26 protein-coding genes are annotated in these 26,408 nt (G+C 50.6%); 6 read left to right on the top strand and 20 right to left on the bottom strand.

The annotated features are described in order from the left end of the window. Nucleotides 1–101: 101 nt before the first annotated feature. Nucleotides 102–1,787 (bottom strand): M3 family oligoendopeptidase, encoded by a 1,686-nt coding sequence (locus tag ACJMNB_RS04710; RefSeq protein WP_405339498.1) that lies wholly within the window; start codon nucleotides 1,785–1,787, stop codon nucleotides 102–104. A gap of 8 nt (nucleotides 1,788–1,795) precedes the next feature. Further along, nucleotides 1,796–2,491, bottom strand: a complete 696-nt coding sequence (locus tag ACJMNB_RS04705; protein WP_405339496.1) for a hypothetical protein — start codon at nucleotides 2,489–2,491, stop codon at nucleotides 1,796–1,798. A gap of 1,550 nt (nucleotides 2,492–4,041) precedes the next feature. Here ACJMNB_RS04705 and ACJMNB_RS04700 point away from each other — a divergent pair. Next, a complete protein-coding gene (locus tag ACJMNB_RS04700) occupies nucleotides 4,042–5,043 on the top strand; it encodes a hypothetical protein (RefSeq protein WP_405339494.1) in 1,002 nt (333 codons plus the stop codon). Between the two features lie 27 nt (nucleotides 5,044–5,070). On the opposite strand, the gene ACJMNB_RS04695 is transcribed toward ACJMNB_RS04700, so the two are convergent. From ACJMNB_RS04695 to ACJMNB_RS04660, 8 genes are all read right to left on the bottom strand, one after another. Further along, nucleotides 5,071–6,051 carry a hypothetical protein gene (locus ACJMNB_RS04695; RefSeq protein WP_405339492.1) on the bottom strand — a complete coding sequence of 327 codons (981 nt, stop codon included), beginning with the start codon at nucleotides 6,049–6,051 and terminating at the stop codon, nucleotides 5,071–5,073. Next, a complete protein-coding gene (locus ACJMNB_RS04690; RefSeq protein ID WP_405339490.1) occupies nucleotides 5,990–6,976 on the bottom strand; it encodes a zonular occludens toxin domain-containing protein in 987 nt (328 codons plus the stop codon). The genes ACJMNB_RS04695 and ACJMNB_RS04690 overlap by 62 nt, the downstream gene beginning before the upstream one ends. 13 nt (nucleotides 6,977–6,989) lie before the next feature. After that, nucleotides 6,990–7,520, bottom strand: coding sequence for a hypothetical protein (locus ACJMNB_RS04685; RefSeq protein ID WP_405339488.1), 531 nt, complete (start codon nucleotides 7,518–7,520; stop codon nucleotides 6,990–6,992). Between the two features lie 8 nt (nucleotides 7,521–7,528). Beyond that, nucleotides 7,529–9,028 carry a hypothetical protein gene (locus ACJMNB_RS04680; protein WP_405339486.1) on the bottom strand — a complete coding sequence of 500 codons (1,500 nt, stop codon included), beginning with the start codon at nucleotides 9,026–9,028 and terminating at the stop codon, nucleotides 7,529–7,531. Between the two features lie 962 nt (nucleotides 9,029–9,990). Next, nucleotides 9,991–10,227 carry a hypothetical protein gene (locus ACJMNB_RS04675; protein ID WP_405339484.1) on the bottom strand — a complete coding sequence of 79 codons (237 nt, stop codon included), beginning with the start codon at nucleotides 10,225–10,227 and terminating at the stop codon, nucleotides 9,991–9,993. 196 nt (nucleotides 10,228–10,423) lie between these two features. After that, complete coding sequence (locus ACJMNB_RS04670) at nucleotides 10,424–10,729, bottom strand: hypothetical protein (protein ID WP_405339482.1); 306 nt, start codon at nucleotides 10,727–10,729, stop codon at nucleotides 10,424–10,426. Nucleotides 10,730–10,767: 38 nt separating this feature from the next. Continuing rightward, nucleotides 10,768–10,917 (bottom strand): hypothetical protein, encoded by a 150-nt coding sequence (locus ACJMNB_RS04665; RefSeq protein WP_405339480.1) that lies wholly within the window; start codon nucleotides 10,915–10,917, stop codon nucleotides 10,768–10,770. A gap of 397 nt (nucleotides 10,918–11,314) precedes the next feature. Next, the gene (locus ACJMNB_RS04660) at nucleotides 11,315–12,205 is read right to left on the bottom strand and encodes an HD domain-containing phosphohydrolase (protein ID WP_405339478.1); all 891 of its coding nucleotides are present in this window, start codon (nucleotides 12,203–12,205) and stop codon (nucleotides 11,315–11,317) included. 125 nt (nucleotides 12,206–12,330) lie between these two features. On the opposite strand from ACJMNB_RS04660, the gene ruvA reads away from it, so the two are divergent. The 4 genes from ruvA (at nucleotide 12,331) to ACJMNB_RS04640 (ending at nucleotide 16,699) form a co-directional block, all read left to right on the top strand. Beyond that, nucleotides 12,331–12,939, top strand: coding sequence for a Holliday junction branch migration protein RuvA (ruvA, locus tag ACJMNB_RS04655; RefSeq protein WP_405339476.1), 609 nt, complete (start codon nucleotides 12,331–12,333; stop codon nucleotides 12,937–12,939). Between the two features lie 62 nt (nucleotides 12,940–13,001). Then, entirely contained in the window at nucleotides 13,002–14,045 is a 1,044-nt protein-coding gene (ruvB, locus tag ACJMNB_RS04650; RefSeq protein ID WP_405339474.1) for a Holliday junction branch migration DNA helicase RuvB, read from the top strand. A 110-nt stretch (nucleotides 14,046–14,155) separates the two neighbouring features. Next, nucleotides 14,156–15,211, top strand: a complete 1,056-nt coding sequence (locus tag ACJMNB_RS04645) for a family 16 glycosylhydrolase (RefSeq protein ID WP_405339472.1) — start codon at nucleotides 14,156–14,158, stop codon at nucleotides 15,209–15,211. A 96-nt stretch (nucleotides 15,212–15,307) separates the two neighbouring features. Beyond that, on the top strand, nucleotides 15,308–16,699 hold the full coding sequence (locus ACJMNB_RS04640; protein WP_405339470.1) for a GntR family transcriptional regulator: 1,392 nt from the start codon (nucleotides 15,308–15,310) through the stop codon (nucleotides 16,697–16,699). Nucleotides 16,700–16,711: 12 nt separating this feature from the next. Here ACJMNB_RS04640 and ACJMNB_RS04635 read toward each other — a convergent pair whose 3' ends face one another. From ACJMNB_RS04635 to gatB, 6 genes are all read right to left on the bottom strand, one after another. Beyond that, nucleotides 16,712–17,446: an IMP cyclohydrolase gene (locus ACJMNB_RS04635; RefSeq protein ID WP_405339468.1), complete on the bottom strand. Its 735-nt coding sequence runs from the start codon at nucleotides 17,444–17,446 to the stop codon at nucleotides 16,712–16,714. Between the two features lie 59 nt (nucleotides 17,447–17,505). Next, nucleotides 17,506–18,570 carry a hypothetical protein gene (locus ACJMNB_RS04630; RefSeq protein WP_405339466.1) on the bottom strand — a complete coding sequence of 355 codons (1,065 nt, stop codon included), beginning with the start codon at nucleotides 18,568–18,570 and terminating at the stop codon, nucleotides 17,506–17,508. A gap of 211 nt (nucleotides 18,571–18,781) precedes the next feature. Further along, nucleotides 18,782–19,540 (bottom strand): hypothetical protein, encoded by a 759-nt coding sequence (locus ACJMNB_RS04625; RefSeq protein WP_405339464.1) that lies wholly within the window; start codon nucleotides 19,538–19,540, stop codon nucleotides 18,782–18,784. Further along, nucleotides 19,533–20,366: a TIGR02147 family protein gene (locus tag ACJMNB_RS04620; protein WP_405339462.1), complete on the bottom strand. Its 834-nt coding sequence runs from the start codon at nucleotides 20,364–20,366 to the stop codon at nucleotides 19,533–19,535. The genes ACJMNB_RS04625 and ACJMNB_RS04620 overlap by 8 nt, the downstream gene beginning before the upstream one ends. Before the next feature lie 35 nt (nucleotides 20,367–20,401). Continuing rightward, on the bottom strand, nucleotides 20,402–20,716 hold the full coding sequence (locus ACJMNB_RS04615) for a hypothetical protein (RefSeq protein ID WP_405339460.1): 315 nt from the start codon (nucleotides 20,714–20,716) through the stop codon (nucleotides 20,402–20,404). Then, complete coding sequence (gene gatB, locus ACJMNB_RS04610; protein ID WP_405339458.1) at nucleotides 20,716–22,170, bottom strand: Asp-tRNA(Asn)/Glu-tRNA(Gln) amidotransferase subunit GatB; 1,455 nt, start codon at nucleotides 22,168–22,170, stop codon at nucleotides 20,716–20,718. Before gatB ends, ACJMNB_RS04615 begins: the two co-directional genes overlap by 1 nt. Before the next feature lie 125 nt (nucleotides 22,171–22,295). On the opposite strand from gatB, the gene ACJMNB_RS04605 reads away from it, so the two are divergent. After that, the gene (locus ACJMNB_RS04605; RefSeq protein ID WP_405339456.1) at nucleotides 22,296–22,889 is read left to right on the top strand and encodes an L-threonylcarbamoyladenylate synthase; all 594 of its coding nucleotides are present in this window, start codon (nucleotides 22,296–22,298) and stop codon (nucleotides 22,887–22,889) included. A 53-nt stretch (nucleotides 22,890–22,942) separates the two neighbouring features. On the opposite strand, the gene ACJMNB_RS04600 is transcribed toward ACJMNB_RS04605, so the two are convergent. The 4 genes from ACJMNB_RS04600 to ACJMNB_RS04585 are packed head-to-tail and all read right to left on the bottom strand — an operon-like array spanning nucleotide 22,943 to nucleotide 26,372. Then, nucleotides 22,943–23,428: a 3-hydroxyacyl-ACP dehydratase FabZ family protein gene (locus ACJMNB_RS04600; RefSeq protein ID WP_283429302.1), complete on the bottom strand. Its 486-nt coding sequence runs from the start codon at nucleotides 23,426–23,428 to the stop codon at nucleotides 22,943–22,945. Next, nucleotides 23,403–24,362 carry a UDP-3-O-acyl-N-acetylglucosamine deacetylase gene (locus ACJMNB_RS04595; RefSeq protein ID WP_405339453.1) on the bottom strand — a complete coding sequence of 320 codons (960 nt, stop codon included), beginning with the start codon at nucleotides 24,360–24,362 and terminating at the stop codon, nucleotides 23,403–23,405. Before ACJMNB_RS04595 ends, ACJMNB_RS04600 begins: the two co-directional genes overlap by 26 nt. Before the next feature lie 28 nt (nucleotides 24,363–24,390). Continuing rightward, nucleotides 24,391–25,410, bottom strand: coding sequence for a DapH/DapD/GlmU-related protein (locus ACJMNB_RS04590; RefSeq protein ID WP_405339451.1), 1,020 nt, complete (start codon nucleotides 25,408–25,410; stop codon nucleotides 24,391–24,393). Continuing rightward, nucleotides 25,410–26,372: a diacylglycerol/lipid kinase family protein gene (locus ACJMNB_RS04585; protein ID WP_405339449.1), complete on the bottom strand. Its 963-nt coding sequence runs from the start codon at nucleotides 26,370–26,372 to the stop codon at nucleotides 25,410–25,412. The genes ACJMNB_RS04590 and ACJMNB_RS04585 overlap by 1 nt, the downstream gene beginning before the upstream one ends. Nucleotides 26,373–26,408 lie beyond the last annotated feature (36 nt).

Raw genomic sequence — 26,408 nt, 5'->3', positions numbered from 1 at the left:
TTTTTAGTTTGTCAAGCGTTTTTGCCGTTTTTTTGCAAAAAAATTAAAAAAACTTGAAAAAACTAACCATCTACCACTAATATCCAGCCTCTCATCTCCGTTTACTTGCAAAGTTCGTCCCACACCACCCGCATCAGCGGTTCAATGGTCTTCGCCGTGAAGTCAAATTTGATGTTTGCAGCGGCAAAAAGTTCCGGCAGGGGACGGCTATCCCCCAGACTTTCGGCATAGAACAGATCGTCAATGGCCTTTTTCGGGTCTTTTTTGAAGTTTGCCCACACCTGGAGCGCTCCGAGCTGGGCAATACCGTACTCGATGTAGTAGAAGGGGCATTCAAACAGGTGCAACTGCTTCTGCCACATGTTGTTGCGGACAGCCTCAAAGCCGGTATAGTCCACGCCGGCATCATAGCGGTCCATGATTCCCTTCCAAATCTCTTCGCGGTCCTTGGCCGTATGGTTCGGACGACTGTAAAGTTCATGCTGGAAGCTGTCGATGCTAGCCACCCAGGGGAACAACCAAATCACGTCTTCCAGTTCGCCTTCGATACTGCGGCGAATGGCCTCGGCGTCGTCACCGTAGAAAGGCTTCAGGTTGCTGGTACCGATAAGTTCCATGCTCATGCTGGCCACTTCGGCGAATTCCGAGGGCACGTCGCGGTAGGCGAGAATGGGCTGGTTGGCCAGGGCATACTGGTGGAAGGAATGGCCCGATTCATGCAAAAGCGTGTAGATATCACGGTCCGTTTCCGCCGAATTCATGAAAATGAAGGGGAGACGGCTTTCGTCGAAGCCAATCTGGTAGCCACCGGGAGCCTTGCCAAGCCTGCTATCCGGATCAATCAGCTTCTTGGCCTGCATTTCGCGAGCCCACTTACCGGCCTGCGGGTGAATCGATTCAAAAATCTGGTCCACCTTCTCGATGAGTTCATCGCCGTTGCTGTAGGGCTTCAGCGGAGCGCGGTTCAGCGGATCGACACTCAAATCCCAAGGGCGGAGCGTCTGGAGGCCCATCTTCTGGGCACGCTTCTTGTAGATTTCCTTGAGGAGCGGGAGCACCAGCTTTTCCACGCTTTCGTGGAAATTCTTGCAGTCGGCCGGAGTATAGTCAAAACGACGCTTGGCCAAGAAAATGTAGTCGATAAAGTTCTTGCAGTGAGAGTTCTTCGCAATCTTGTTGCGGATCTGGAAAAGCTTGTCGAAGGAGGCATCGAGAGCTTCCTTATCCTTGAGACGACGGTCCCACATGGTGCGGAAGGCTCGTTCGCGAAGGTCGCGGTCGGTCTTTTCCAGGTAGGCGCTCAATTGTTGCATGGTCTTGACGCCGCCATCGAATTCCACGCTCATGCCGCCGGTAATCTTCTGGTAGGCCTGAATGGCGATGGTTTCTTCGGTTTCAAGGGGAATATTGGCGGGGGAGAACAGGTCCAGGGAAACCTGCACGCTCTTGAACCATACACCGAATTCGTCTTTCAGCTGATCCTTGGCAGGGTGGGCCATCAACTTCTTGTTCAGCTTGTCGCTGAATTCATTGGAAACCGGATCCACGTTGCTGACGAAATCTTCGTAGGCCTTGGCGGCAGCTTCATCCTTGGTATTTACGGTCATGGCCACATAACGGCGGCAAGAAACTTCCGAAAGCACCGAGCCCAATTCGCTCCATTTCAAAATCCAGGCGCGGAGCGCGTCAGGGGAGTTCGGGATATTTTCGTCCAAAAGGCTCTGGTATAATTTTTCAACTTCCTTGACGTTGTCTACATTAAAATTTTCAGGTACAAAAGTACGCATAACATCCTCTAAAAACCGATTGCTCCTACCCAATCGCTTACAATGTTGTCCAAAACCGAGGTGCGGGCCTTGTCGGCAAGGGCCTGCTTTTCTTCTTGGCTGATCTTGCGATCCATATCAAAATCCAACGTGAAAGCCTCATCTGCGGCTTCCAGGGAAACATCCATACGGCCCACGATGTGAACCACGTTTACATCCATGAGTTTGAATATACGACGGTCGATGGGCATCTCAGTTACCAGAATCACCTGGTTGTCGCCGGGAACCAGCTTCACCGAATCACGAAGCGCTACGGGGAGTTCCATCAGGGAATCCAGCACCAGGTTTGCCATCAGGCCACGAATCCAGAGCGTATCCTGGCCCTGGTTCTTAGCATTGAGTCCTACAGTCAAATAAGCCTTGCCGATTTCTTTCTCGAGGATTCCACGGGCAAAATCCTGCACCAAGGCAACCACGTGGGGGTTCGGCAAAAGGCCCTTCATCAAGTCGTCGGATTTCGGGAAAAGATCCTTGTTGAGCGTCGCCGAATCCAAGGACAGGCTCACGAATTCCAGCTTCGTCTTGGAAAGGATATCAGCCGCAGAAAGTTTCTTGGCAGCTGCACAGCCCGATAAAAAGAGGGCCAAATAAGCCAGGGCAGCGAGCAACACCAAAATCTTTTTGGGCTCGTTTTTTCTAAAACTCTTCATTTCTTTGTTCACCATACGATATTATCGTTTTAAAAGACAATATAATAAAAAAAGTCATACAAATAGGCTCCAAATGGCTGTTCTGTAGCACGGTGTGCATCCATCTTGGGGCAAACAAAAGTTCCACTAGCTGACCCTAATAGACCGTCGATTCGGCCATAGGTTCCAGCAGTTCGACTTCAGACATCATCAGTTATCCTTACAGACGGCATCCGGTGCGATATTTGCCGATTCTTGCCGAATTTCGGCAAATTTGGCACCTTACGCCGTCCAGTTTGTGTCGGAGAATCTATGAGACGTGTACGCTCGTTGGGACATGTTCGACTAGTTCCGACCAGTCCATAGCCCAGCCGATCCGAAAGTTCCTAGGTGGAAGTCGTTTTCACACCAGGTGGAACTCGGTTGTGCATAAAAACAATGGCCTTGACGCCCCTCCCCGTCTTTTCTATACTTTATTGCCGATAATGCGGATTATGTAAACCGAGACGGACAACATAAAAGCAAGAGCGGAACCGCTCGGAAGTAAATATAACTAATCCTTGCCGCCCGTCAAGTAAAATTTTATAAACAACTGAAAATTCTCGTCGAGGGACTTGAGACGCCGGGAAGACTCCCGGCAGAAAGCCGCCACGCTCCAGAGCGTGAACGAAATGCAAACAACATTGAGAAGGAACAGGAGAAAGACCATATAACCGCCTTTTTTCCGGAAATCTAGTAATTTGTACGAAATCCGCGTGTTATTGTTTTCTCTATAGTCAAGTTAAAGCGGCGCTCCGCGCCGCGCGTTCCGCTCCGCTCCGGTCCGGCGGGTCCTCGCTCCGCTCGACCTTGCGACACGCCACAGACAGCGGCAGACCGAGAGGGAACGGAAGGCCGCTACTATGCAGTATTTGGCCCAGACTCCGGCCGCAGACCGGGACACCGCGAACAACCGACCCCGCGCACCCATGCGCCCCCCAACCACACGCGCACAGATACCAGGGAAAGCAGGGAGAAGACCACCGCGACACCGACACACACGCACGGGACCCGGCAGCGGGGACCCCTTCTAATGGCCGGACGGAGGCCGTCGCTAGGGCCAGCTCCGCAGGCGTACACGCATTTCTTTTTCTTGGGGCGGGAGCGGGAAGGAACCCGCCAACGGAGAGACCGCCGCGCAAGGGACACAGCCGCAAGGAACCAGGGACAATTCCCGGGAAGCCGCCAGACGGGACACACCGCCGGAGCAAAGTCCAGACCCGCCGGACCGGAGCGGAACACACGCGCGCGCGGCGCGCATCAGGACCCAACCACCCAACCCCACCACCTACATATTTTTATACAAAGTAAAGAAAAACCAAAATAAAATTATTTTGGTTTAAAAATTTTCACTTTGTTTGAAATATTACAAACAAAGTAAGTATTTACTTTGTTTGTACAAACAAGCGAAAAACCGCATAAATAAAGGGAATAATTTGTTTATAAAGACAACATAAAGAAAGGAAATTAGTTTATTTTGGTTTTTCTTTACAAAATAAAGCAACCCTAGATTTTATACAAATTCCATCTTCTTTTCTAGTCTCTTTTTGATAGTCGAAACAAAGCTCGTAGGACCCGCCGAAGAGTCCACAGAAAGCGTCACCGAAACCGCCGTACCAGGTAGACTCGGAAACCCGCCGGACATTCCGGGACCAACGACAGAAACGGAACCCGAGCGGATAAAGAGAAAGCCTCGCGCCCTTCTTAGTGCCCTTGCCGTCCTTGATGTTCGAAAGATAGCTAGTGAGATAGTGGCCCACGTCCCGGATAGAGCGGACGCGCTGAACCTTCGTGAACCCGTGGCCCCACTTCTTGTTAAGTTGCCTATTAGGAATGTAAAGGGACGGACTATTCGAAAGAAGAAGGACGTGAAGGTGCCAGGCCCCGCGCTTTTGGGGCTCGGCGGCGGCGAGGTAACCGGAGACACCAGGGAAAGCCCGGAGGACCTTCGCCCAGAACCGCCGGAAATCCTCGTAGAGCCTACGAGTGTTCCTCATATTCTCGGCATACGTGAGAGTGACAAAAAGCCGAACCTTACGCTCATTGGCACGTACAAGCCACTTGAAGCGCTCGCAAGACTCCCGGACACTCCGCATATTATCCGAGCGAGAGGAGTGCCGCTCCATAAAGCGCACGTCCTTTTCGGAGTAAAGAAGGTTCTCCCCGTCCCAGTCCATATCGGAAACACGAACGTAAGGCCGGAGAAGCTCCCCCGTCTCAAAGTCCACAAAATCCTCAAGACGGCGAATCTTGCAACCGCCGGAGACACACGAAGTAAGACGACGCTCAACCCAACGCCCCGCCCGCTTCTGCCGCACAAAACCGCGCTCGTAAGAATCATTTTCATTACGTGGCTTACAGAGCTCCGAGAGAGGAATATCCCCCGCAACGTGGACGCGAGAGCCGTCGTAGAGCCAGGGATAGTCGCGGCGCTTGATTTCCTCCCATTCCTTACCGGAACAGATAAGCGGAACCTCCGAGGCGGGAACCTGGTAAGCAGGGACACGGCGGTGCCCGTTATTACAAGAAAGGGACTCGTCGTAACGTAAATCTATAGGATAGATAACCGGCATAAATCACTCCCCCAACTCCTCGAGAAGCTCCGCGACATACACAGAAATGAACATATAGCGCACTTCGTGAACGTCCACGACGTGACGAAAAAGAAAACCGAGAACCGGAACGGAACGAAGGAACGGGACCCCGCGTTCCTCCTGGGAGTCATACTGGTAAGTACCGAAAATGTGATTAACACCAATATCGAGAAGGCCGTCGCCGTTTATAGAGTGCTCGAAGTCCGTAGAGTGCTCGTAATGGTACTTAAGGCCATTGAGCTTGAAAGTCAAGCCGAAAGACTCCCGCTCGTAGTTGTTCGAAACAATACCCGAAGACGTGATATTCGAGGAGGCGAGGCGGTCCCGGAGACCACCCCAGAACACGGAAAGAGTAGAGTCATATTGCGAAGAGTAAGTCCGGTAAACAAAGGAAGTGTCCCCCACGTCGAGAGCCTGGAGGGTGACAGAAAAGAGGTCGCTATACTCGAAGAAACGGGCCGACCCGATAAAGTCCGAATAAGAGAAGCCGAGACGCTCCGCGGTGGAGCGGCCCATTTCAAGATACTCGATAGTAACACGCTTACGCGGCAAGGGAGGAAGGGAGGCGAGCGAATCGACGCGACGGCGCTCAAGGGCCGCGAGAGAGGCCGAGAAAGCCTCCAGGCTATCCGAGCGGCGACGCTCCGAGCGAAGGTGCTCCGCACGCATTACGGGCATATACTCGCCATTATACCAGGTAGAGTCGAACCCGACAAAGTAGGGATTGCCGCCACAGCGGAGCCCGGAATACCTACACCACGTCTCGAAGTCCTTGAGCGTGTTCCCCTGGAAATTCCAGTTACACTCGTAGGACTTGAGACGCGAGTCTATGACATACGGGAACCCGGAAAACTTGAGATAACGACCCGCCAAGTCAAAGCAAGTGCCGGAGTCCTGGTAGCTAGTGGGAATGGTCGCAGAGTGACAGAACCCCGCCAGGAGTAATAACGCTGTTGAGGTCACGATTATAAGAATCGGAAGGGAAAGCCCCGAGAGATGTCTTACAAACGACCGAATCGCAGATAATGTAAGTGTAACAAGGATTTTCCTTAGAAGGGTCATAAGTTACCGCCTTATTGAGTGAATCCACCGAAGAAACGGGAGCCGGAGCACGCCCGGAAAGGTTAGTGCCAAGGGTCCCAAAAGAATCCTTAATGTTAAAGAACATATAGAGGCCGAAGCCGATAAATACAACTACGAACAAAATAAACAAGTACGCCACAACAGCCTTAGGCGAAGTCCAAACCAAGTTAGTACGCGCGGAATCCTCCCGGCCTTTTATCTGGGAATCTATGTAGGAACCATAACACGGAAAGAGCGTAGAATCAAGAGAACGAATAGAAAACCCGGCATAGTCTACGGGCTTGTTCCTAGACAGAGAAGGCGTCCCGCCGTCCCAACGATACTCGCGCGTTTTAGACTTCGAACCGAACGAAAAAAGACGCATATAAAGCGAACAGCCCTTAGCCAACTTGCGTATATCTTCGTCAATGTAGCCGGGAACCTGAGCAATCATTATAAAATCACAACCGCGTTTTCTCATAATGTTGAGACGCTGAGAAAGCCAGTTGACGTTCTTCTCGTCAGCACCGAGAACGGAGCGCATTTCGTCAAGAATAAAGAGGGAACCCGTCGCACAATCCGAATCGAAAGCCGTCAAAATGTCGGACATATCCTCAATAAATTCAACATCAACAGAGAGAGGAGGAACACCCGCAACAGAAGAAATCCCGGCAACCGAAAGCCCGGTAATATTAGTAAAGACACGGCGTCCAGAACGAACCGCCGGAATCAAGCCGTCAGCAATGCCACCGAGCAAGGTCTTACCAGTCCCGGGAATCCCGTAGACAAGCCACAAGCCGCCTATTCTATCCTTAGATACCGCCATTCAATACACTCCCCTACTTAATGGGCTTAACCATACGAAGTTTTACACGACCGAGAGACCAGAAGAGCAAACGCATAGAGATAACGAACGCGAGACCCTGCACAGCGCAGACGATAATAGTATTAACGGCGTCGCCGATACCCGTCACACGAAGAATATAGGAGAACGTAAGAGGCGGACTAAAGTAAGTACCAATAGAGGCCAAATTAGCGTCCATAGACGTGATAAGAGACTGAAAGGAGGGATAATCACTTATTACATTCTCAAGTTTTTCGAGCCAAAAAGACTGGCCCTCCATAGTGCCCTTTATGACGTCCACAATGGACGAGAAATTGAGAATAACCATAATGAGCGAGAAGATACCCATTACGATAGTAATGAGCCCCTGGAACACAAAACCGAGCTTAGCGAAGAGGGACCCGAGCTCCCAGGAGAAGGAGAAGAACGGGTCCAACTTCTTATTAATCTTCTTGACAGCGTTCCGAATCGGGCCGAGGAAAGCGTCACCGAGACGGGCAAACAGACGAACGAGCAATTGCTTCATAGAACCCCCTATGCGTCGTTTTTAGGATTATAGCCGAAGGCCGCGGCCCAGGAACCGAGAGTAAGCGAAATGCACACGACAAGCGTCGCAATACGCACAACCGCGCGGATAATCTCACACCAGTTATAGCCGCCAAAATTCGAGAAATCTATATGGATTTTCAAAGTAGTGTCAGTAAGCCCGCCGAAGGTCCCCAAATCGGCGTGACAAACGAAACAATCCGTACCCGTACCAGAGGGCAAAAGAATGTGCTCGACATACTGACGAGCCTCCGAAGAATCAAGCCAAAGCGAATCGGGCTGAATCTTAGTAGTGTCCTTATTCATTTTCCGGGCAGAGTCGAGCATAGAGCGCATAGAGTCAAGAGTAATACCGAGGTTAAACGACAGAAGAGAAGAATTAGCGCTTTGAAGTTCCGCAGACACGGAAGAATAACCAGGCGGCAACACATCGACCGAGTCGGAATCATCATCGGAAGGAATCGGAGTGGAGTCCGCACCAAAGATAGCGCTCCAGATAGTTTCAAGAATCCCCATTTCTATGTTAATAACGCCATCAAAAGGCGAACCGCCCTCAATACACTTAGAAGTCGCGCCCGGGAACCTGGTAAGACAATCACGACCGCCACCGCTCAAACAAGAGTAGTAAGAGGAGCAAAAGTCCATGTCCTCATTACTCCGCTCGAAATTACTAGAAAAGGACTCGAGAAAGCGGGTAATAGGTGACTTATACTGACCAGAATCCTTGAAAAAAGGCTTAAGGAGGCCATAAGTAGAATCGACGGAGCCCGTTGAGTCAATCCTATTAGCAATGTCGCGCAAGAGCGGGTTATACGTCGTATCCGTGGAATAGGTCTTAAGAGAGTCGTTCTTCAAAAATTGCTTAATCTCGTCAAGAAGGAGGCGAGAAGAATCCAAATCAGACTTGACGTCAGCGGAAAGATTAAAGCCGCGGTCCTGGAATCCGGTGAGGTTATTATTTATCTCATATTCTTTCTGCCAGGAATACAAAGAGTAATCCTCGATATTGGTTATAGACTCCTTAACCGGTTGCATAAAGTCCACGTCCCAATCCTTAAGAATCTCCCTTTGTTTATTAGCAATATGGAGAGTGTCGCGGATAGCGTTTAACAATTGAGTATAGTCAATATTTACACCCGGGTCGATAGTATCCGGCGGGATAGTGTCGAACACTTCGGAAGACGAAGACAAAATATCCGAAGACGAAGAAAGGGAAGAAGTCGAGGAACCAGGAGAAGGAGGAAGACAAGAAGACGGCGGCCTATCCGGGCACGTACCGACCCAAATAGCCCCGGCAACATACTCCGTTCCAGTAGGCTTGCAACTCAATGCAGACCCGTCCGGACACTGATAGTAACAGCGCCCAGAAGAGGTAGTCCCGGCACCCGAACGAGTACAGGGAACCTTATGAGTAGAGTCATCGGGAGGAATAATGCACGAAGAGACATTCTCTTCGCAAAAGTCCCAATCGTCACAAGTACCATTCAAAGTACTAGTCAAAGTACACGCATCGGAAGAAGAACCCGTAGAAATACAACGATATATGCGGGCTATAGGCCGCTCACCATACGTACTGGAGGGCATAGACTCATTGACACACCTATAGGAAGTGTCCGGAGGCACAAGAGTGTCACAAGTGCAATTATCACTATTCCAAGTACCACTAGAGGACGTAAGACAACGGATAGAGTCCGCCTCACAAGCGTTCGAACATTGCCGACAATTCGTGAACAAAGTCCAAGAGCCGCAACCAGGACTAAAACCCGACGCAGAGCAGTCCGAAGAGCCGTCACAATATTTACACAAATTCGAACCATCACCGCCACAAGACCCCTGCTGGAGAGAACTACCGCCACAAACAATAATGCTACCGGATAAGTCATTACAGCCTTGACTAGCAGACCACCTACTATAATAACCCACCTCGCCGCAAGAACCCCACGACAGCGAGGAACCCCAAGCGAGAAGAGCAAAGAAGAGAATTAAAACACCATGCATATTAACCGCCGTAAAGAGCCCCTAAAGGGCAAAACAGACAAAGGGAATACAAAAACACACGATAGGCAAAAAACCCGTCATAAAGCCCAAGCAAAACGAAAAAGCGAGCATAGTCTAACGCCTCCCCCGCCGACGCGGCGTAGAATGTACCTGAAGATAACGGACAAAGAGCAAACCAAGCCAGATAACGAGGCCACCAAGAATAACGCCGACAAGGTGCCAAAACGCCGAAAGACAAACAGAGTAATGCCCGTGAATAGCAGACAGAGCGGCATCTAAGGAAAGATAAGTGTCAAGCATGCGACCTCCAAAAAAAAGCCCCCGTAACGTGGGGGAGACGCGCAGTTTCGCAGCGAGCGCCCGGTATTACTTGTTTAACGTGCGAGGAACCGAGGGCACGACCATATCGGCACGCCGCATTTATACGAACGCGGAAACGGGCGGTAAAGCCATTACGGGCGAATCTTCTTGATAACCCACTTACCAAGAGTGAGACCACCGACCACGACGAGACCACCGAGCAACAGCGGGACAATGGTAGTACCGAAAGTGTTAAAAGCACTCGTAGCGGTAGTACCGATAGCCGCGATAGCGTCAGCCGGGTCCGTATAGGTAGTGATACCCGAAGTCTGGGCAAAAGCAGAGCCAACGCCAAGAAGTGCAGGGACGGCAAGAGCAATCTTTTTCATTTTGCTACCTCAATCCTTTAAAGGCACACGCGAGAAGGCATCCCACAACCACGAAGACAAGGCACTTAGAGCCAACGTCAACGCCAAGCGAGAACGAACTATTGAAGAGCTCGACAGCAAGAGAGTCGTTCATACTTACAATACTCCGGAAAAGCTTAACACCTACTCAGTTACGCTGAATTTACCCAAAAACAAATTAACCCTTGATAGGTTTCACCTGCAGTTCGCCGATAGCCTGGACGAGCTTAACGGAAGAAAGCCGCTTAACGTTCTTGCCGTCGTTGACATTGCTATAGGAAAACTGCGCATCGAAGACTACATTCTCGCGAATGTCATCGAACGCGACCGGAGAACCCTCGAGAAGAGCCAAGTCCGTAAACACGGAACCGCTCACAGCGTCAAAGCCCGTAAGGAAAAGAAACTGGCGTTTTGCGCCCGTCTTTTCGTCCGTAACTTCGGACTTACGCTTAGAGAGAACGACACACTTGTCAAATTGAGCCACTAGCATATTTTAACCGCCTTTTGGTTGATTGTTGATGTTTAGTTATTACAAGCCGAATAGAACACGCGAACGGAAAGGCCAACAAAGCCGGAACGGCGAAGACGGCGCTTATCATCCATAGCGTCCGAGAAGGAAGCGCGAGCCGGAGAGAGCGGGAGGCCGAAAGAGTCGATAACCTGGAAAACCATACTAACCCACCTCGGCAAAATCGCTCTCAAAAAGTTTGTCAAAGAAAGCCCGACTAACAAGCCGGATAGAATACACACAGCCGTTACACTCGAGAATGTGAGTAAAGCCGCCGATAGCAAGCCCGTCAAGGTCAGTAACAACAAAGGAAGAATCCGGGTTACTGATAACGCGACCCGGATACCTATCGCACCAACGGGAGAGCGAGGCTATAAGATGAATCCTGGAGGAAGAGGAGAGCCCGGAGGGAAACTCCGCGCGAATGACCGAGAATGTAGTAGTTTGAGACATTTTAACCGCCTTGAAAATGTGATTATTCTCAAGCGATTCCCCTTATGCGTATTATGTAAACTAAACAATCTTTAAAAGAAGGCGGTTTCCCGCCATACAACAAAGAAATCAATACTTGATCTGCTCAGGAATACACTGGATGAGCTTTTCCCTGGGAATCGTCAAGAAATACTTGACCAGCTCAGCATCGAGCTGCGTGCCCGCCACATCCTTGATAATCTGGATTGCGTCTTCATGAGTTCTGGGAGCTTTATAGGAGCGACGCATGGTAATAGCCGAATAAGTATCCGCAATGGAAATAATTCTTGCCGCCAGCGGAATCTTGTCGCCAGGACACTTGTAGTAACCATTGCCATCGATTCGTTCGTGATGGAACAGAATCCAGAGCATGATATGGGCAAAGGTTTGGAGGGGCTTCAAAATCTTGACGCCGACCTTAGGATGCTGTTTCATGATGACCCATTCTTCGGGATCAAGCTGCGCAGGCTTATTCAAAATAGCTTCAGGCACGCCCAATTTTCCGACGTCGTGCATCAGGGCTGCATATTCCAGGCTAACCGGATTAATGCCACGCTTTAGCGAAGCCGGCAAATATTCGAAAAAGAGCATGGTCAGGCGCTGTACGTGGCGGCTATGTCCATTCAGGTTCGGGTCACGGGCGTCGATAACGCCCACCAAGACTTCAGCAATGGAGATACTTCTGGACTTGACCGTATCCAGCAGGTTAAACATGAGCGTAAGGACGATGGCCACAAAGACACTCCCGCCAAAGAGAATTAGCGCCATCATCAAGTCCGGCTCCCCCACAAACGCACAAAACAGGTAGCCGATCAAGAAAAAGCAAAGCAGAATACCGGCAATAAGTTTCCAAATATGGTCGCGGCGACTGCCTGCAGAAAGGACATCATGGGTGCTTTTTACAAAAAGGTAATACCTGACGATGTTTACCACCATCAGAATAGCCCCCAAAACAATTAACAATGTCACAAGCGAGTCCATACCCAGTATCAAAATAGTATTTTTTTGCGGGAAAAGAACTTTTTAATACAAATTGACTTGACAATTACCTAAAAAAATGGTATATATTTGTGCAGTGAACAGATGTTTATCGTTATAGGGTAGTCATGATTGAACGAATTCGCGGAATTTTGGTTGAAAAGTCCCCCACTTTCGTGGTTGTAGACGTGAACGGCGTGGGTTACGGCGTGAATATTTCGGCCTACACAGCGGGTAAGTTGCCCGAGGTTGAAAGCGAAGTCACGCTCTACACGAACTTGGTGGTACGCGAAGATTCCATGACTCTGTTCGGTTTTGCAGATAAAACTGAGAAAGACACCTTTATCATGCTGCTGGAAGTGAATGGCGTTGGCCCGAAGCTTGCCCAACGCATTCTGAGCGGCAGCTCCCCCGCCGACCTTTTGAACATGATTGCCAGCGACAACAAGAGCGCCCTCGGCAAGATCAAGGGACTGGGCAAAAAGACTTGCGAACAGATGGTTCTTTCGCTGAAGGACAAGGCAGGAGCCATGCTCTCGGCTTTGGGCGATGTGGAAGGTTCCGGCATTACCAGCATGGGTGCATTGACTGGCCCGAAGATGGAAGCTGTTCTGGCACTCCATACGCTGGGTGTGAAGGATCCGGCAGCAGAAAAGGCCGTAATGAAGGCGGCCGAAATCCTGGGCGATTCGGCAGATGCCGCGACACTGATTCCGGAAGCATTGAAGTATTTATAAGCACGTCATTGCGAGGAACGCGGAGCGTGACGAAGCAATCCAAAAAAGGCAGGAAGTTTTAAATGGACGATCAAAGAATCATATCTCCTGAACGTAGGGCCGGCGACGAAAGCGATGTAGAGCGTTCCCTGAGACCGCCTACCCTTGAAGAATTTACCGGCCAGAAGAACATCAAAGAAAGCCTTTCGATTGCTATTGAAGCCGCAAGACATCGTGGCGATTCGCTGGACCATTGCCTATTCTGCGGGCCTCCGGGACTTGGCAAGACGACGCTGGCAGGAATTATCGCCAAGGAAATGGGCGTAAACATCCATATTACCAGCGGCCCGGTGCTTGAAAAAGCCAGCGACCTGGCGGGGCTTTTGACGAGTCTGCAAGAGAACGACATCTTGTTTATTGACGAAATTCACCGTCTGAACCGTGTGGTAGAAGAATACCTCTACCCCGCCATGGAAGATTTCAGGCTTGACATTATGCTGGATTCCGGGCCGGCGGCTCGCAGCGTGAATTTGCCGCTGAAACATTTTACGCTGGTGGGTGCGACGACCCGCAGTGGACTCTTGACTAGCCCGCTGCGCGACCGATTCGGTTTGCAGTACCGCCTGGAACTTTACGATGAAGACGACATCAAGAGCATCTTGATGCGCAGCGCGAAGATTTTGAACGTTGGGCTTGAAGAAGATGCTGCCAAGCTTTTGAGCGGTCGCTGCCGTGGAACACCCCGAATTGCAAACCGCGTGTTAAGGCGTTGCCGAGACGTGGCGCAGGTCCGCGGTACAGGCGTTATTGACTTGATGTCTGCCAGCAAGACACTTGAAATGCTCGGAATTGACGGCGAAGGCCTGGACCACATGGACCGCAAGATTTTGTCGATGATTATCGACAAGTTCGGCGGTGGCCCCGTGGGGCTGGGCACCATCGGGGCTGCGCTCGGCGAGGAGCCGGACACCCTGGAAGAAGTCTACGAGCCCTATTTGATTCGCAAGGGGCTCCTCGCGCGAACGCCGCGTGGCCGTACCGCCACGCGCACCGCCTACGAGATGCTCCACCGCACCATTCCGCAAGCACTTGCCGAAGCCAGTGCGCAAGAATCGCTGAATTTGTAAGCAAAACATTCGCTACACTTTTGACATTATGACACCCCAGAGCATTGCTAAGGGTGTCTTTTCTTTATAAATTCGTTTATGGTGAATGGATGTGTCTCCAAGAGGAAACAATGTCACTTAAAACAACCCTATCTGTAATCGCAATCGCAGCAGCGGCAACCATGGCTCAAGACAAAGCATATTCTGGAGCAGAGCTCTATACAAACGATACGTGGATGTATGGTAAGTTCGAAGCCCGCATGATGATGGCAGCAGGTTCCGGCACAGTCAGTTCCATGTTCCTTTACCACAACGACTCCTATCTAGGTGGCAACGAACCGTGGGTAGAAGTCGATATTGAAATTTTAGGCAAAAATCCCAACAGTTTCCAATCGAACATCATTACGGGCTACGGTCCTGGTGACGGACAGCCTAACCGCAAGGTGACTAGCGAAGATCACCACGCAATCAATCCCGCCGCCAACGCATCGTTCCATACCTACGGCATGGAATGGACTCCTGACTATGTTGCATGGACTTTGGACGGCCAAGTAGTTCGCAAGACGGTCAAGGGACAAAATGACAAGAACCAAGTTCAGGATCTTGGCAAGAAGCCCCAGGGCCTCCGCTTCAATCTCTGGTCTGCGCTTGATGCCAATTGGGTCGGCCAGTTTGACGAATCCAAACTTCCGCTTTACCAGTACATCAACTGGGTGAAGGTCTACGAATATAAAAAGGGTGCAGGCGACAACGGCACCGATTTCAAGTTGCTTTGGACAGATGATTTCAATACCTTTGACGAAGGTCGCTGGAGCAAGGCTAATTGGACATTTGAAGAAAACCGTGTTGATTTGACCCCGAATAATATTTATGCCAAGGACGGCATGGTAATTCTCGCCCTCACTCGCAAGGGTCAGGAAAGCTTCAATGGCCAGGTTCCGAAAGACAACGAACCCTCTCCGGAATCCTCTAGCAGCCAGCAAAATTTGAGCTCTTCCAGCAATGTTCCGCCGACAAGCTCCAGCAGCGAATTTAACCCCTTCAGTTCTTCTAGCGGATCCACCGGAATCATGCCGAACCGCGCAAAGCAGATGCCGGGTAAGGAAATCCGCGGAACCGTTAACGCCAAGGGTGCTCGCGTGAACGAAGCCAACAAGGCTCATTACCAGGTCGATTTTAACTTCTAATTCATCCAACCCCAAACAACCCCGGCCTGCATAGGAACCTCCCCTGTGCAGGTCTTTTGTTTATAGATCGCACGACTGTTTATTATATTTTCAGCTATGAAGCAGCGGATTATTAAGGCTTTACTCGATATGAACTTGGATGACGGCGATAGATTGCCGTCGGTTCGTTCCATGATTAAATCATTCGGGGCGTCGTCTGGAACGGTGCAGGCCGCCCTAACCGAGCTGGAAACCGCTGGCAAAATTTGCAAGATCCAGGGAAAAGGCTGTTTCTGGGGAAATACCCCGCTCAAGAACCAGATTCCCTATGTGCACGAGACTGTTTCGGAAAAACTCGCCAAAGCATTCGAGCGAGACTTTGCACAGGGGTTTATCAAACCTTCTCAACCCCTCCCCCTCTCGAAGGAACTTTCCGCCCGCTACAACGTATCCCAGGGAACTCTCCGCAAATTCCTGGAAGAAAAGGTTGCCCGCGGAATCCTGAAAAAAGAAGGACGCCAGTACCTCTTTTACCGCAAGCAGCAAAAGCGAGATGACGCGCCGCTAAGCGAACTCATTTTCGTAACGCGCTGCAACAGCTGGGGTGGCTTTACCGCCGAAAGCGAACGAGAACTGGACTTTTTACGACTGATTTACAAGACCGCCGGTAAAAACCATTACAAGCTGACCCTTTTCGGCATCAACGATGCCTCGGGCAAGCTTATTGACCGAAGCGGCAAGCCCTGCAAACTTTCGGAACACCCGAATGCCGTGGGTGCCATTCTTTCGACACTTCTGGTGCAGAACTTCAGGCCGCTTTTGACGTTCTTTGCCGACGCAGAATTCCCCGTGGCCGTGTGGTGGGAACACCCCATCGATGCGGTCCCCCGCAGCTTTATGCGCAAGGACAACTGGGTATTCTTCAACTCCACCTTCGGCAAGCAACCCGGTAAAGAAATCGGCCGCTACCTGCTTGGCCTCGGCGTCACGGAAGTGGGCTACTTCTCGCCCTACCACAATAGTTCCTGGTCCAAGGACCGCCTGACCGGTCTTGAAGAATCTGGCCTGGTGGTTCACTCCTACGTAGACTCTGAATTTGCAAGTCCCTGGGACTACAAGCAGATTGCCCGCAAGAAAGTCGAAAAGCTCTCCGTAGAAATCATGGCGCGCACCCTCGAAAAAGAAAAGCTAAAGGCTCTCGCAGAACAAGCTCTCGCCTTTCAAGAAGCAAACGGCAACAACATGCCCTGGATTTGCGTAAACGACGAAGTGGCAGGCATCTTCATGGAAATGGTGGAAGAAAACAACATGGAAATTCCCGTGCCGAATATCGGACCGAACTACATCGCCTTCGACAATTCCATGGAAAGCTACCTGCTGCGCATCCCGTCTTACGACTTCAATACCGATGCGCTTGTGGAGCAGATGTTCTATTACATCAGCAGTCCTTCGGCTTTTGACGGCATCAAAAAAATCCACCACATTCTCGGGAACGTGGTGGAAAAATAAAGACAACAACAATTACTTGTTTTTGTTCACAATCAAGGTCTTTGCCTTGAAAGTCTTGCGGTCGATCCACTTGACCATCAGGGAAACCTTGTTGTCCTTGTCGAGGGCTGCCCAGTACTTCTTGAGGGTGTCTTCGGCGTTATCGAAAATCGGCATGAGCTGCGGGAAACCCTTGAAGGAGGGAATCGGGTTGCCGTCGGTTTCGTAGGTGCTGATGAAGTGGCCGAGACCCGGCAGAGCCTTTTCGAATTCGAACGTCATGCGTTCGCAGCCTGCGTCTTCGCAGTTGTTGCGGCTCTTGAGGATAGAGAGCTTGTAGAGGGCCGGCTGGGCGTTCTTGTAGTGAATGCCGGAGATACGCGGAGTGAAGTTCGGAGCATCGTCTTCGTACTGGCGAGTAGCGAGAGCGCTTTCGAAAGTGCCGCCGAGCTTGATGGCGTCGTAAATGGTATCGGTCTGGTCACCGTTGGTGATAATCTGGACATCAGCCGTGTGACGAGCCGGATAGTAGATAATCAGGTGCGGGTCAGTGAGCTTGGATTCGTCGAAAGCCTTGGTCTTCATGAAGCCGGTCCTGGCTTCCATTTCGAACACGCGGTTACGGCTGTTGACACTGCGACCCATAATCCAGTAGACCTGCACGTAGGACTTGCCATCGGCGCTGGTGCCAAGCACAATGCCACGGCCAGGATAGGGGTTATTGGAGAGGGCCTTAAAATTCTGTTTTGCTTCGTCTGTGTATTTCATGGTAACAAATATAAAAAAAGGAGGCAGAACCTCCTTGTTTTTTTAAAAAAAGACCCTTGTTAATCAATCTTTGACGTAGCTTCAGCCAGAACGAACCGCTGAGAACCTGCGAACATAAGGTAGTTCAGCGAACCAACATTCGGGTGTTGCTCAATCTCAAGGGAAATACGCGTCGGGCAAAGGCATCTTTGAATCGGACTTGCCGGATCAATTTTCGGTTCAACATAGAGAGTCTCCCCCCTAGCCTCCACATCAAAACCAGTGAAAACGGTTCCACAAGCCATGTCGACTTCGTCTATAACGATAGTAGTCATTCCATCTCCATTGATGTACCACGCCACCAAAGTCTCTCTTGAGGCAATATCGGTTTTCCACGCAGTATCGATCTGAGCGACCAAGTCGTCATCATTGAAGTCCACAGATTCTTCAACAGTCTTCTTGAGATGATCTTTGCATTCGGCATCAAACGCCTTTGTCACCATGCTATAAGAGGGTTCAAGCTCCTGTGCAATCGACGGATCTATTTCATGCAACGGTAAAACGATTTGATTGTTGAATTTCGTATAGTTGGCCGCCGTAAAAGCGGGATCGTATTTCACGTCGAATGAAACAACTGTCGGACAAATGCAGTCGGCATACGAATCGATGAAATCCCCAACGACAAGAAGCGTATCGTTTTCCACCGAGACCTTAATATTCTCGTAAGTCGAGCCGCACGGAATGTCTCCTACATCCAAAGTAACAGTCACAAACCCCTCGTTAACATCAATCGTAATCGTAGATACCGGAGGAAGTCCGCCAGGACCGTCAACAATTTCAGCTGGATCATTTTCAGCCACTTCAGCATTACTGTACATACATTTTGCACTGAGATTTTTCACCTGATTTTCAATCGTAAAAATCGCAGATGAAGACGATTCAATCTCTTCAGAAGATGAAGATTCAATCGTCGCGCTAGAAAGCGGGGTTGTTGCCGAAGAAGAATTTTCCGAGCTAGACGATTCTTCTATCGACGAAGAACTGTCTCCCCCACTAATAGCGGGAGCCGTACTCGAAGACGAATCGTCGGCACAGGCAATGAGCATAAGCGAAAGAGCCGCAGCAGTAGTAAGAACCTTTTTCATAATGACCTCCATTTTTTCTGATTTCTGTATATAATATAAGTTTTAACCACATAAATTCAAACAAGAATATTATACAAAATTAAAGAATTTTAACAAATTTCAAAGAATTTTAAATATTTTTATTCACAAAAATTGCAAATATTATACATTCTGTATAATACAAAAAAAACAGCCTTCCAAGAAAGCTGTTTTTCAAGATTTATTCGAACGGTTACTCAGGAATCACATCCATATCAATAATTCGCAGAACACCCGAAGAACTGGAATCAGAGCTATTTTGGAAATTGAGTAGCGTTGCATGTATGATGGCAGCATCATTATCCACGGCAAAGTCAATCTGGGAGAGACACTTGTGCCTTTGCGCATTCGAGTAATCAAACATCGCCGATACATAGACCGTATCACCAAACACACTGACATCGAAGGTTTTCGCCTCAACGCCGGCGGTAAGCTCCAACCATTTGATGGTAAAGCCAGTCCGTTCGGTACCGACATACCTAAAAGCTTCCGGTAGCGGATAATCGATATCATCCCTAGAAGATTCTAGCAACGAATCTTCTTTTGATATCATGCACTGGATGCTGACATCCGTTACCAGCAGAGACGAATTATCAGCAAACTCTGACGAAGAACTTTCCGACACTATATCCGGATACTCAGAAGAACTAGATACATTGATGTTTTTAGAGTCACCATCCGAAGAACTTTCAGGTCTAATATTTGTACCACGTGTTGACGAACTAGAATAGCCCGAATCGTCACTGCGTACACTTGAAGAACTAATCGTCTCAGCGTTCTGCGAAGAACTACTTGAAGTGACATCAAGATTATCTTTTGAAGAACTGCTGTTTTCGGCAATGGTGTTCGGATCGATTGTCCCGCCCGCAATATCGTCAGCATCGTTGCTGGAGCACGCGGCCCAAAATAATGCGACGACAGGGCTAATGGCCAAAGCTATTTTCTTAAGCATTGTGCGGCTCCTTGATTTTATCGGTAACCGGGAAAAGTTGGAAATTGATTCTGAAAACCTGGTCTTGATCTTTATACTCGTTCGCGATAGAAAGAACCTTCCTACAGCACGCATCAAGTTCCTCAGTAATCCTCTTGTAGGCTTCTTCGTTCACGCTGAAGGTAACACCCGTAAAATGGCGTTCGCCAGCAGAATAGCGGTCAACGGCACGGGCCGCCATGCTAGCCATTTCCTTATGCATGGCGCGGATTGCAATAGGCATTGCCTCTTTCGAGCCAACCACAGTCTGCTCTGTCTGCGAATAGACCTTTTCTGCCTCTTTTTTCAAGAATCCTGCCTTGACCAAGAAATCCAGGACATCGCGGACCTCTTCGGCCGACACATGTTCCTTGCACGCATCGGCAATATCACGAGGATTGGCGCCGGACATCATCGGGGCAAGTTCCCTAATTACAGGATATTTCCAGGATTCATAATACTGGAACGCCTCACTATCGACAACGCGCACCTTATGCTCCAGCGCGATTCTTTCCATTTCAAGCAAGGCGGCCTTTTTAACGGAATCATTTTCGGCATTGCAAAATGTAACGAGTTCGCGGAAGTAATCTTCTTCGTAACCGACAAGTCCCATGGCATGAGCCACATTGGCAATCTTGGGGCGACTGAGCCTACTTTGGCCCATGCATACGAGCTTTAAAAAATTGGGAGAAGTAAATCCGGCACTTTTGCAAAATTCACGCCACGAGAACGCACCGAGACGTTTGCGCTCGTCATAATAATCCTGCATAAAGAGGTGATAATCTTTATATTCAAGAACCGACTTCATACCCATTAATAAAAGAAAACGCCCCTAAAAGGCGTTTATCGTTTCGGGTTGTAATTGTTCATGAGCACCATGGCAACAGCAACGCAAAGCATCACCACACTTCCCACAATGACCTGCTGCCTATGGTTGTATTCGCGTTTAACGTAGCTCGGATTTTCTTCGTTCAGTTCCTGAAGCGTAGGGCCCTGGTTCAACTTGGTGGAGTCGACGCCATAGGTTTCCGCAATTTCAGCATCGGACATGTTCAGCGTACTGACGTAAGCGCTGTCGTACTTGTCGAGCTTGTCCGCAGCAAAAGACACCCCTGAAAGCAGGAGCGCTATTGCCACAACAAGAACGAACTTAGTCATTATTCCTTCGCGAGCTTGTCGAGAATCTGGTTCACGAGACCCGGGTTGGCCTTGCCACCGGACTTACGCATGGTCATACCGACCAAGAAGCCCTTCAGGGCAACCTTACCGGCCTTGAATTCGGCGAACTGGGCAGCGTTTTCGGCGCAGACGGCACGGACCACTTCTTCGATAGCGCCGGTGTCGGTCACCTGCACGAGGCCCTTTTCCTTCACGATGGCTTCGGGATCCTTGCCGGTCTCGAACATTTCGGCGAAGACCGTCTTTGCAATCTTGCCGTTGATGGTGTTGTCGGCGATGAGGTTAACGAGCTTGCAGAGATCTTCGGGCTTGATCTTGAGGGCAGCGAGGCCACCTTCAAGGTCCTTCATCTTGGCCAGGAGTTCGGTAATCACCCAGTTGGCGAGCACCTTGCCGTTCTTGCAGTTCTTGGCGGCGGTGTCGTACCATTCGCTCACGTCGCGGTCTTCGGTCAACACCTGGGCGTCGTATTCGGAAACACCGAAGTCGTCCATGAAGCGCTTGCGACGGGCATCCGGCAGTTCCGGAAGCGTGCGGCGGATTTCTTCGACGAAGGCCGGGTCAGTTACGAGACGGACCATGTCCGGTTCCGGGAAGTACTTATAGTCGTGAGCGTCTTCCTTGGAGCGGATCACGATGGTCTTGTCGGCATTGGGGTCGTAACGCTTGGTGCACTGTTCCACTTCCTTACCGGCATCGAGGGTCGAGGCCTGCAGGTTCATTTCGCAGTAGAGAGCCTTTTCGAGGTTCGTGAAGCTGTTCAAGTTCTTGATTTCGGCGCGGATACCGAACGGGGCGTCTTCGCTGGCACGGAGAGAAATGTTACCGTCGCAGCGCATGTTGCCGTTTTCCATGTTGGCATTGGAAACGCGGGTGTATTCCAGCGTCTGCTTGATCTTCTTGAGGACCAGCACGGCTTCTTCGGGGCTACGGATATCCGGTTCGGTCACGATTTCGCAAAGCGGAGTACCGCAGCGGTTCGCGTCGAAGTGGGAATCGGTGGGGCTCATGTCGTGGATGAGCTTACCGGCATCTTCTTCCATATGGATACGGGTAATGCCCACGCGCTTCTTGGTGCCGTCTTCCTTGACGATTTCAAGCCAGCCGTTCTTGCAAATCGGGTGGTCGTACACCGGAAGTCCGCCCGTCTGGGTAATCTGGTAACCCTTCGGCAGGTCCGGGTAGAAGTAGTTCTTACGGGTCCACATGGCGTTCAGGTCGATTTCGCAGTTCAGGGCGAGGCCCAGGCGAATGGCGTATTCGACAGCCTTCTTGTTCGGAACGGGCATGGCGCCGGGCATACCGAGGCAAACGGGGCACACGTGCTTGTTCGGGGTCGTATTCACTTCGATTTCGCAGCCGCAGAACATCTTGGTTTTAGTTGCAAGCTGACAATGGATTTCAAGACCGATAACAGGACAATAGTTGGACATAAAATCTCCGTATATTTTTCGGCTAACAAAATAGAAAAATTGACGGGCAGAACAGCAAGAAACTTGAGTTTTTAGGCCATTAAATCAACTATTGCAATTTCCTATGTTTTTACTATTTTATCGCCATGCGATTTGAAGTACACCCAGTAAATCCGCAAGCACGAATCGTAAAGCTTGCTGCCGCCGCCCTGGAAGACGACGGTTTGGTACTCTACCCCACTGAATCTGGTTACGCCATCGGCTGCAATGCCGAATCACCCAAGGCAATCCACAAGCTTTATGCCCTCAAGAAGCCCATGAAGAAGTTCTTCATGGCCCTCATTATTCCGGACATTCGCAAAGCCACCGATTACGCCCGCGTCGACAACTTCGCCTTCAACATCATGAAGCCCCGCGTGCCCGGGCCCTACACCTTTATTCTGCCTGCCGACCCGCATATCGCCCGTCGCCTGGATGTCAAGCGCCCTGAAATTGGCGTGAGAATGCCCACGCACCCCTTCTTCAAGGAACTTTTCCAGCACTTTGACAAACCCATCCTAAGCACGGCTGCCAAGCTCACCGAAGAAGACATGTACGACCCCGACGAAATCTGGAAAACTTTTGAGCACTCCGTCGAAATGATGGTGGACTGCGGCCCCATCGAAATTAATCCGACCAACATCATCAGTTTAATCGGTGACCAGGTCGAAGTAATTCGTGGCGACCTGCTGGATCCTTAAAAATAAAAAAGCCGGGCAAAACCCGGCTTTCTTTATATCCGTTAAAAAGCGATTTACACCATAGCGGCGCTGAAGTCGGCCTTGGTGCAGAGGGTTTCTTTACCTTCGGCATCGACGGTCAGGAGTTCGCCGCTGTACTTGTAAATGCCGTGGCGAGCCATGATGAGCTTAGCCTTGAGCACGATTTCGGCCTTCGGAATCACCGGAGCGCGGAAACGGCAGTTTTCCACACCCATGAAGGCGGGGCGCTTGCCAGTAGTTTCGGCTTCGCGACCAATCATGGTGAGGAGCGTAGCGGCCTGGGCCATGGATTCAATCTGAATCACGCCCGGGAGCACCGGATTGCCCGGGAAATGTCCCTTGAGAAAACCTTCTTCACCGGTCAAGTGCCACTTGGCAACGATTTCCATGTTTTCGGCATCAAGGCTCAAGATTTCATCGACAAAGGCAAACGGAGCCTTCTGCGGAAGCACGCTGTGAACGACTTCGGCATCGTAAAGGATTCCATCGACGTTAGACTTGGGTAAAGATTCCAGCATTGACATAAGGAATGATTTTCTCCATGATTTGGTGGTGGGAAGTATGCCCACCGTTGGTGATTTCGATTCTGACCCTGGGAAGGGCCGGACAAATAAAGCTTAAGTCTCCAATCAAATCTAGTATTTTATGCATCGCAGGTTCGTTTGCAATGCGGAATTTGGTGGAGCACACACTATTTTGAGCGCAATCCCCCGCATCGAGCAAGAGGCCGCAAGATTCATCGACACCGGCAAGCAGGCCTGCCGCACGGGCACGGTCCAGTTCTACCTGGTGGATAAAGGTGCGGGCCATGAAAATCTGGTACAGGTTCTCGGGCGAATAAATGGAAACGGATGCGGCCGAATGCAATTCGTACCCGTCGCGGGCGGTATTGCGGTCCAGCACGTATTCCACTTCAAACGTCTCGGCCGGCGCAATGCGCACATGGCCATAGATCGCTTCGTCACCTACGGCTCCTCGCGATGACGTGCCGAAGGCATGCAAATCCCATTCGGCATGAACTGGGGCATCGTAAAAGAGCAATTCTTCGGGCGCGCCGCAAAGACGGCGGAGCTGGCAGAAGAACGGAATCGCAGAGCCGTCCATCATGGGGACTTCGGGTTGAGCACCATCTACGAGATTCACGCGGAAACGGCGGTGTGGCCACATCAAGAAAACAGGGGCCAAATGCTCCGGTGACCAAAGCGTGAGCGAATCCTTCGACTGCGCCGAAGAATCCTGCACAGAGTCGCGAAGACGATAGCCCGCCGTACGGCGCACCACAAATTCCAAATCCGAAAAAAGCTTGGGACAATCGGAGCGGTAAAAAGGCTTGCCGCCCACATTCCAATCCACATAGGGCGTTTTCTGCGGGTCCTTTTCAAGCGGTTCCACCGACACAGAAGTCTGCCCGAAACTCAGGCTGCGAGATTTAAAAACAATTTCGTTAGACATTTAGCAGTATAAAATAGAAAACTGCAAATCACTTCAGGTTTTTCTTCGCCATCAGGCGGAGTTCAACCATTTGACGACGCCAGATTTCGATATCGATGGCCGGGAATCCGGCCACAGTTTTGCCTGCGGGAACGCTCTTGGTCACGCCCGCTTTCGCGGTAACGATGGCATTCTTACCCACGGTCAAGTGGCCCGCGGCCTTTGCTCCGCCTGCAAATTGCACGCCGTCCTCGAGAATCGTGGTGCCGCCAAGCGCCGTCTGCGAGGCCATGTAAATGTTATTGCCGAGAACGCAGTTGTGCGCAATCTGAACCATGGAATCTAGATGACAGTTGTCGCCAATCGTGGTGGGAGAAATAAAGCCTGCCGCAACAACGGTATTTGCGCCAAAGCTGCAGCGGTTCCCGATTCGGACTCCTGCAAAATGCGGCACCATGCGGCGTTCGCCTTCATGCTCGTAGAATCCAAATCCGCGGCTACCGACAACGACTCCTGCCTGAAAGATGCAGCCCTCGCCCACCACCACATTCGGGTAAATGGTCACGTTGGATTCCAGGCGACAATTACGGCCGACACTGGCACCGCGCATCACGACGCAGCCGGGGCCCACAAAGCAGCCTTCATCCACAAAGCCTTCTACCACGGCAGTCGGGTGAATCTCGCCACCAACAGACATATTCTCGGTAAAGGAATTGCCCACAAAATGTTCCAAGAACTTCACCATGGCATGGTAGGGTTCGGCTACCGCCACAAGGTTCTTCACATGCGGAAAAACTTCCGACGCAGTCTCAGCAGCATTCTGTTCAGCCAAATCCATGGGCACGAACAGGAGCCCCGCCCGCACCTTCAAAAGTTCATCGTTAGACGGACCATTCGCATGAGTCACGCTTTCGATGCGGCCCACCCAAAAACTCACATCGTTTTCGGTAGCCTGAGAAAGGGCGGCAAATCCGCTCAAGGTTGCGCCGTCCGCAGACGCACGCAAGACCTTACATTCCATTGATTCACTTGTGCGCAGGTATTCGAGGATGGCTTCGACCGAAAACATCACTCCCCCAGCGCCATAATCTGCACCTTGCAGGCAAAGTCGATATCTACATGGCCGCCAAGCTTGCCGCTCAAGTCTTCGCCGTCGAGTTGCAAGAATTCGTCTTCGGCAAATTCCAACTTAATGGACTTGGCCTTGCGAGTCTTGATGAAATACTTCTTGACCAGATTCCCGATGACAGGCAGGTTTCCGACAGCAATGGCCAGCAAGAACCTGAACATGTTCGGCACACATACGATTTCCAGCAGGCCGTCAGCCATGTCCGACTTGTAGAAGGGATTGGCTCCGCTTGCAAAACTCGGGATATTGCCCACAATCACGGTGCGGTGACCGTCCAAAATCTTTTGCCAGCTGCGGCCTTCGGCGTCCACAAACGAAAGCTTGCCTTTCTTGAGGGCGTAGGAACGGTCTGCGAAAAAGCTCTTGACATAGTGCAGCTTGTTCACCAGCACGGAATTCGAATTGAATTCTCCATTGGCGCGGGCCCGATTAAAATCGTGAGCGATTCGGGCATCGATTCCGCCCGAAAAATAGTTGGCAAAGGCCAGTTTTCCGTTCACCTTCCAGATATCGAAGGGGCGCGCCTTCGCTTGCAGCAAGCGACGCACCAGGAACAAGAGGCCCTTGTCCACATAAGGTTTGTAAAGGTTCAGCACTCGGGCTAAATCGTTACCTGTTCCAAGGGGAATCAGGCCGATTTTTACAGATTTTGCAAACTCCGACGAAACCATCACCGAAAGCACCGACGAAACCGTTCCGTCACCACCGACGGCCACCAGCTTTTCGGTATTTGCAAGGGCTTCCCGAATTTGATTGTCCAACCCATCGATATTGGTAAATTCGGCCTTCCACTGGTCTTCTGTGTAATTCAGAGAAGACATAATTTCGGGCAAATACTGGTGAATCACCTTGCCCTGGCCGCCGCCACTAATCGGATTGATGAGAAAGACAAACTTATACATTTATGTGTAAAATATAATTATATCGGAGATCGTGTT

The organism is Fibrobacter sp. (genome assembly GCF_045131395.1).
Taxonomy (GTDB): Bacteria; Fibrobacterota; Fibrobacteria; order Fibrobacterales; family Fibrobacteraceae; genus Fibrobacter.
This window is presented reverse-complemented; position numbering and strand designations above follow the sequence as displayed.

Coding starts and splice junctions, on each gene's coding strand:
- ACJMNB_RS04710 (WP_405339498.1), bottom strand. CDS start 1,787: ATGCGTACTTTTGTACCTGAAAATTTTAATGTAGACAACGTCAAGGAA.
- ACJMNB_RS04705 (WP_405339496.1), bottom strand. CDS start 2,491: ATGGTGAACAAAGAAATGAAGAGTTTTAGAAAAAACGAGCCCAAAAAG.
- ACJMNB_RS04690 (WP_405339490.1), bottom strand. CDS start 6,976: ATGGCGGTATCTAAGGATAGAATAGGCGGCTTGTGGCTTGTCTACGGG.
- ACJMNB_RS04685 (WP_405339488.1), bottom strand. CDS start 7,520: ATGAAGCAATTGCTCGTTCGTCTGTTTGCCCGTCTCGGTGACGCTTTC.
- ACJMNB_RS04675 (WP_405339484.1), bottom strand. CDS start 10,227: ATGAAAAAGATTGCTCTTGCCGTCCCTGCACTTCTTGGCGTTGGCTCT.
- ACJMNB_RS04665 (WP_405339480.1), bottom strand. CDS start 10,917: ATGGTTTTCCAGGTTATCGACTCTTTCGGCCTCCCGCTCTCTCCGGCT.
- ACJMNB_RS04660 (WP_405339478.1), bottom strand. CDS start 12,205: ATGGACTCGCTTGTGACATTGTTAATTGTTTTGGGGGCTATTCTGATG.
- ruvA (WP_405339476.1), top strand. CDS start 12,331: ATGATTGAACGAATTCGCGGAATTTTGGTTGAAAAGTCCCCCACTTTC.
- ruvB (WP_405339474.1), top strand. CDS start 13,002: ATGGACGATCAAAGAATCATATCTCCTGAACGTAGGGCCGGCGACGAA.
- ACJMNB_RS04645 (WP_405339472.1), top strand. CDS start 14,156: ATGTCACTTAAAACAACCCTATCTGTAATCGCAATCGCAGCAGCGGCA.
- ACJMNB_RS04640 (WP_405339470.1), top strand. CDS start 15,308: ATGAAGCAGCGGATTATTAAGGCTTTACTCGATATGAACTTGGATGAC.
- ACJMNB_RS04635 (WP_405339468.1), bottom strand. CDS start 17,446: ATGAAATACACAGACGAAGCAAAACAGAATTTTAAGGCCCTCTCCAAT.
- ACJMNB_RS04630 (WP_405339466.1), bottom strand. CDS start 18,570: ATGAAAAAGGTTCTTACTACTGCTGCGGCTCTTTCGCTTATGCTCATT.
- ACJMNB_RS04625 (WP_405339464.1), bottom strand. CDS start 19,540: ATGCTTAAGAAAATAGCTTTGGCCATTAGCCCTGTCGTCGCATTATTT.
- ACJMNB_RS04620 (WP_405339462.1), bottom strand. CDS start 20,366: ATGAAGTCGGTTCTTGAATATAAAGATTATCACCTCTTTATGCAGGAT.
- ACJMNB_RS04615 (WP_405339460.1), bottom strand. CDS start 20,716: ATGACTAAGTTCGTTCTTGTTGTGGCAATAGCGCTCCTGCTTTCAGGG.
- gatB (WP_405339458.1), bottom strand. CDS start 22,170: ATGTCCAACTATTGTCCTGTTATCGGTCTTGAAATCCATTGTCAGCTT.
- ACJMNB_RS04605 (WP_405339456.1), top strand. CDS start 22,296: ATGCGATTTGAAGTACACCCAGTAAATCCGCAAGCACGAATCGTAAAG.
- ACJMNB_RS04600 (WP_283429302.1), bottom strand. CDS start 23,428: ATGCTGGAATCTTTACCCAAGTCTAACGTCGATGGAATCCTTTACGAT.
- ACJMNB_RS04595 (WP_405339453.1), bottom strand. CDS start 24,362: ATGTCTAACGAAATTGTTTTTAAATCTCGCAGCCTGAGTTTCGGGCAG.
- ACJMNB_RS04590 (WP_405339451.1), bottom strand. CDS start 25,410: ATGTTTTCGGTCGAAGCCATCCTCGAATACCTGCGCACAAGTGAATCA.
- ACJMNB_RS04585 (WP_405339449.1), bottom strand. CDS start 26,372: ATGTATAAGTTTGTCTTTCTCATCAATCCGATTAGTGGCGGCGGCCAG.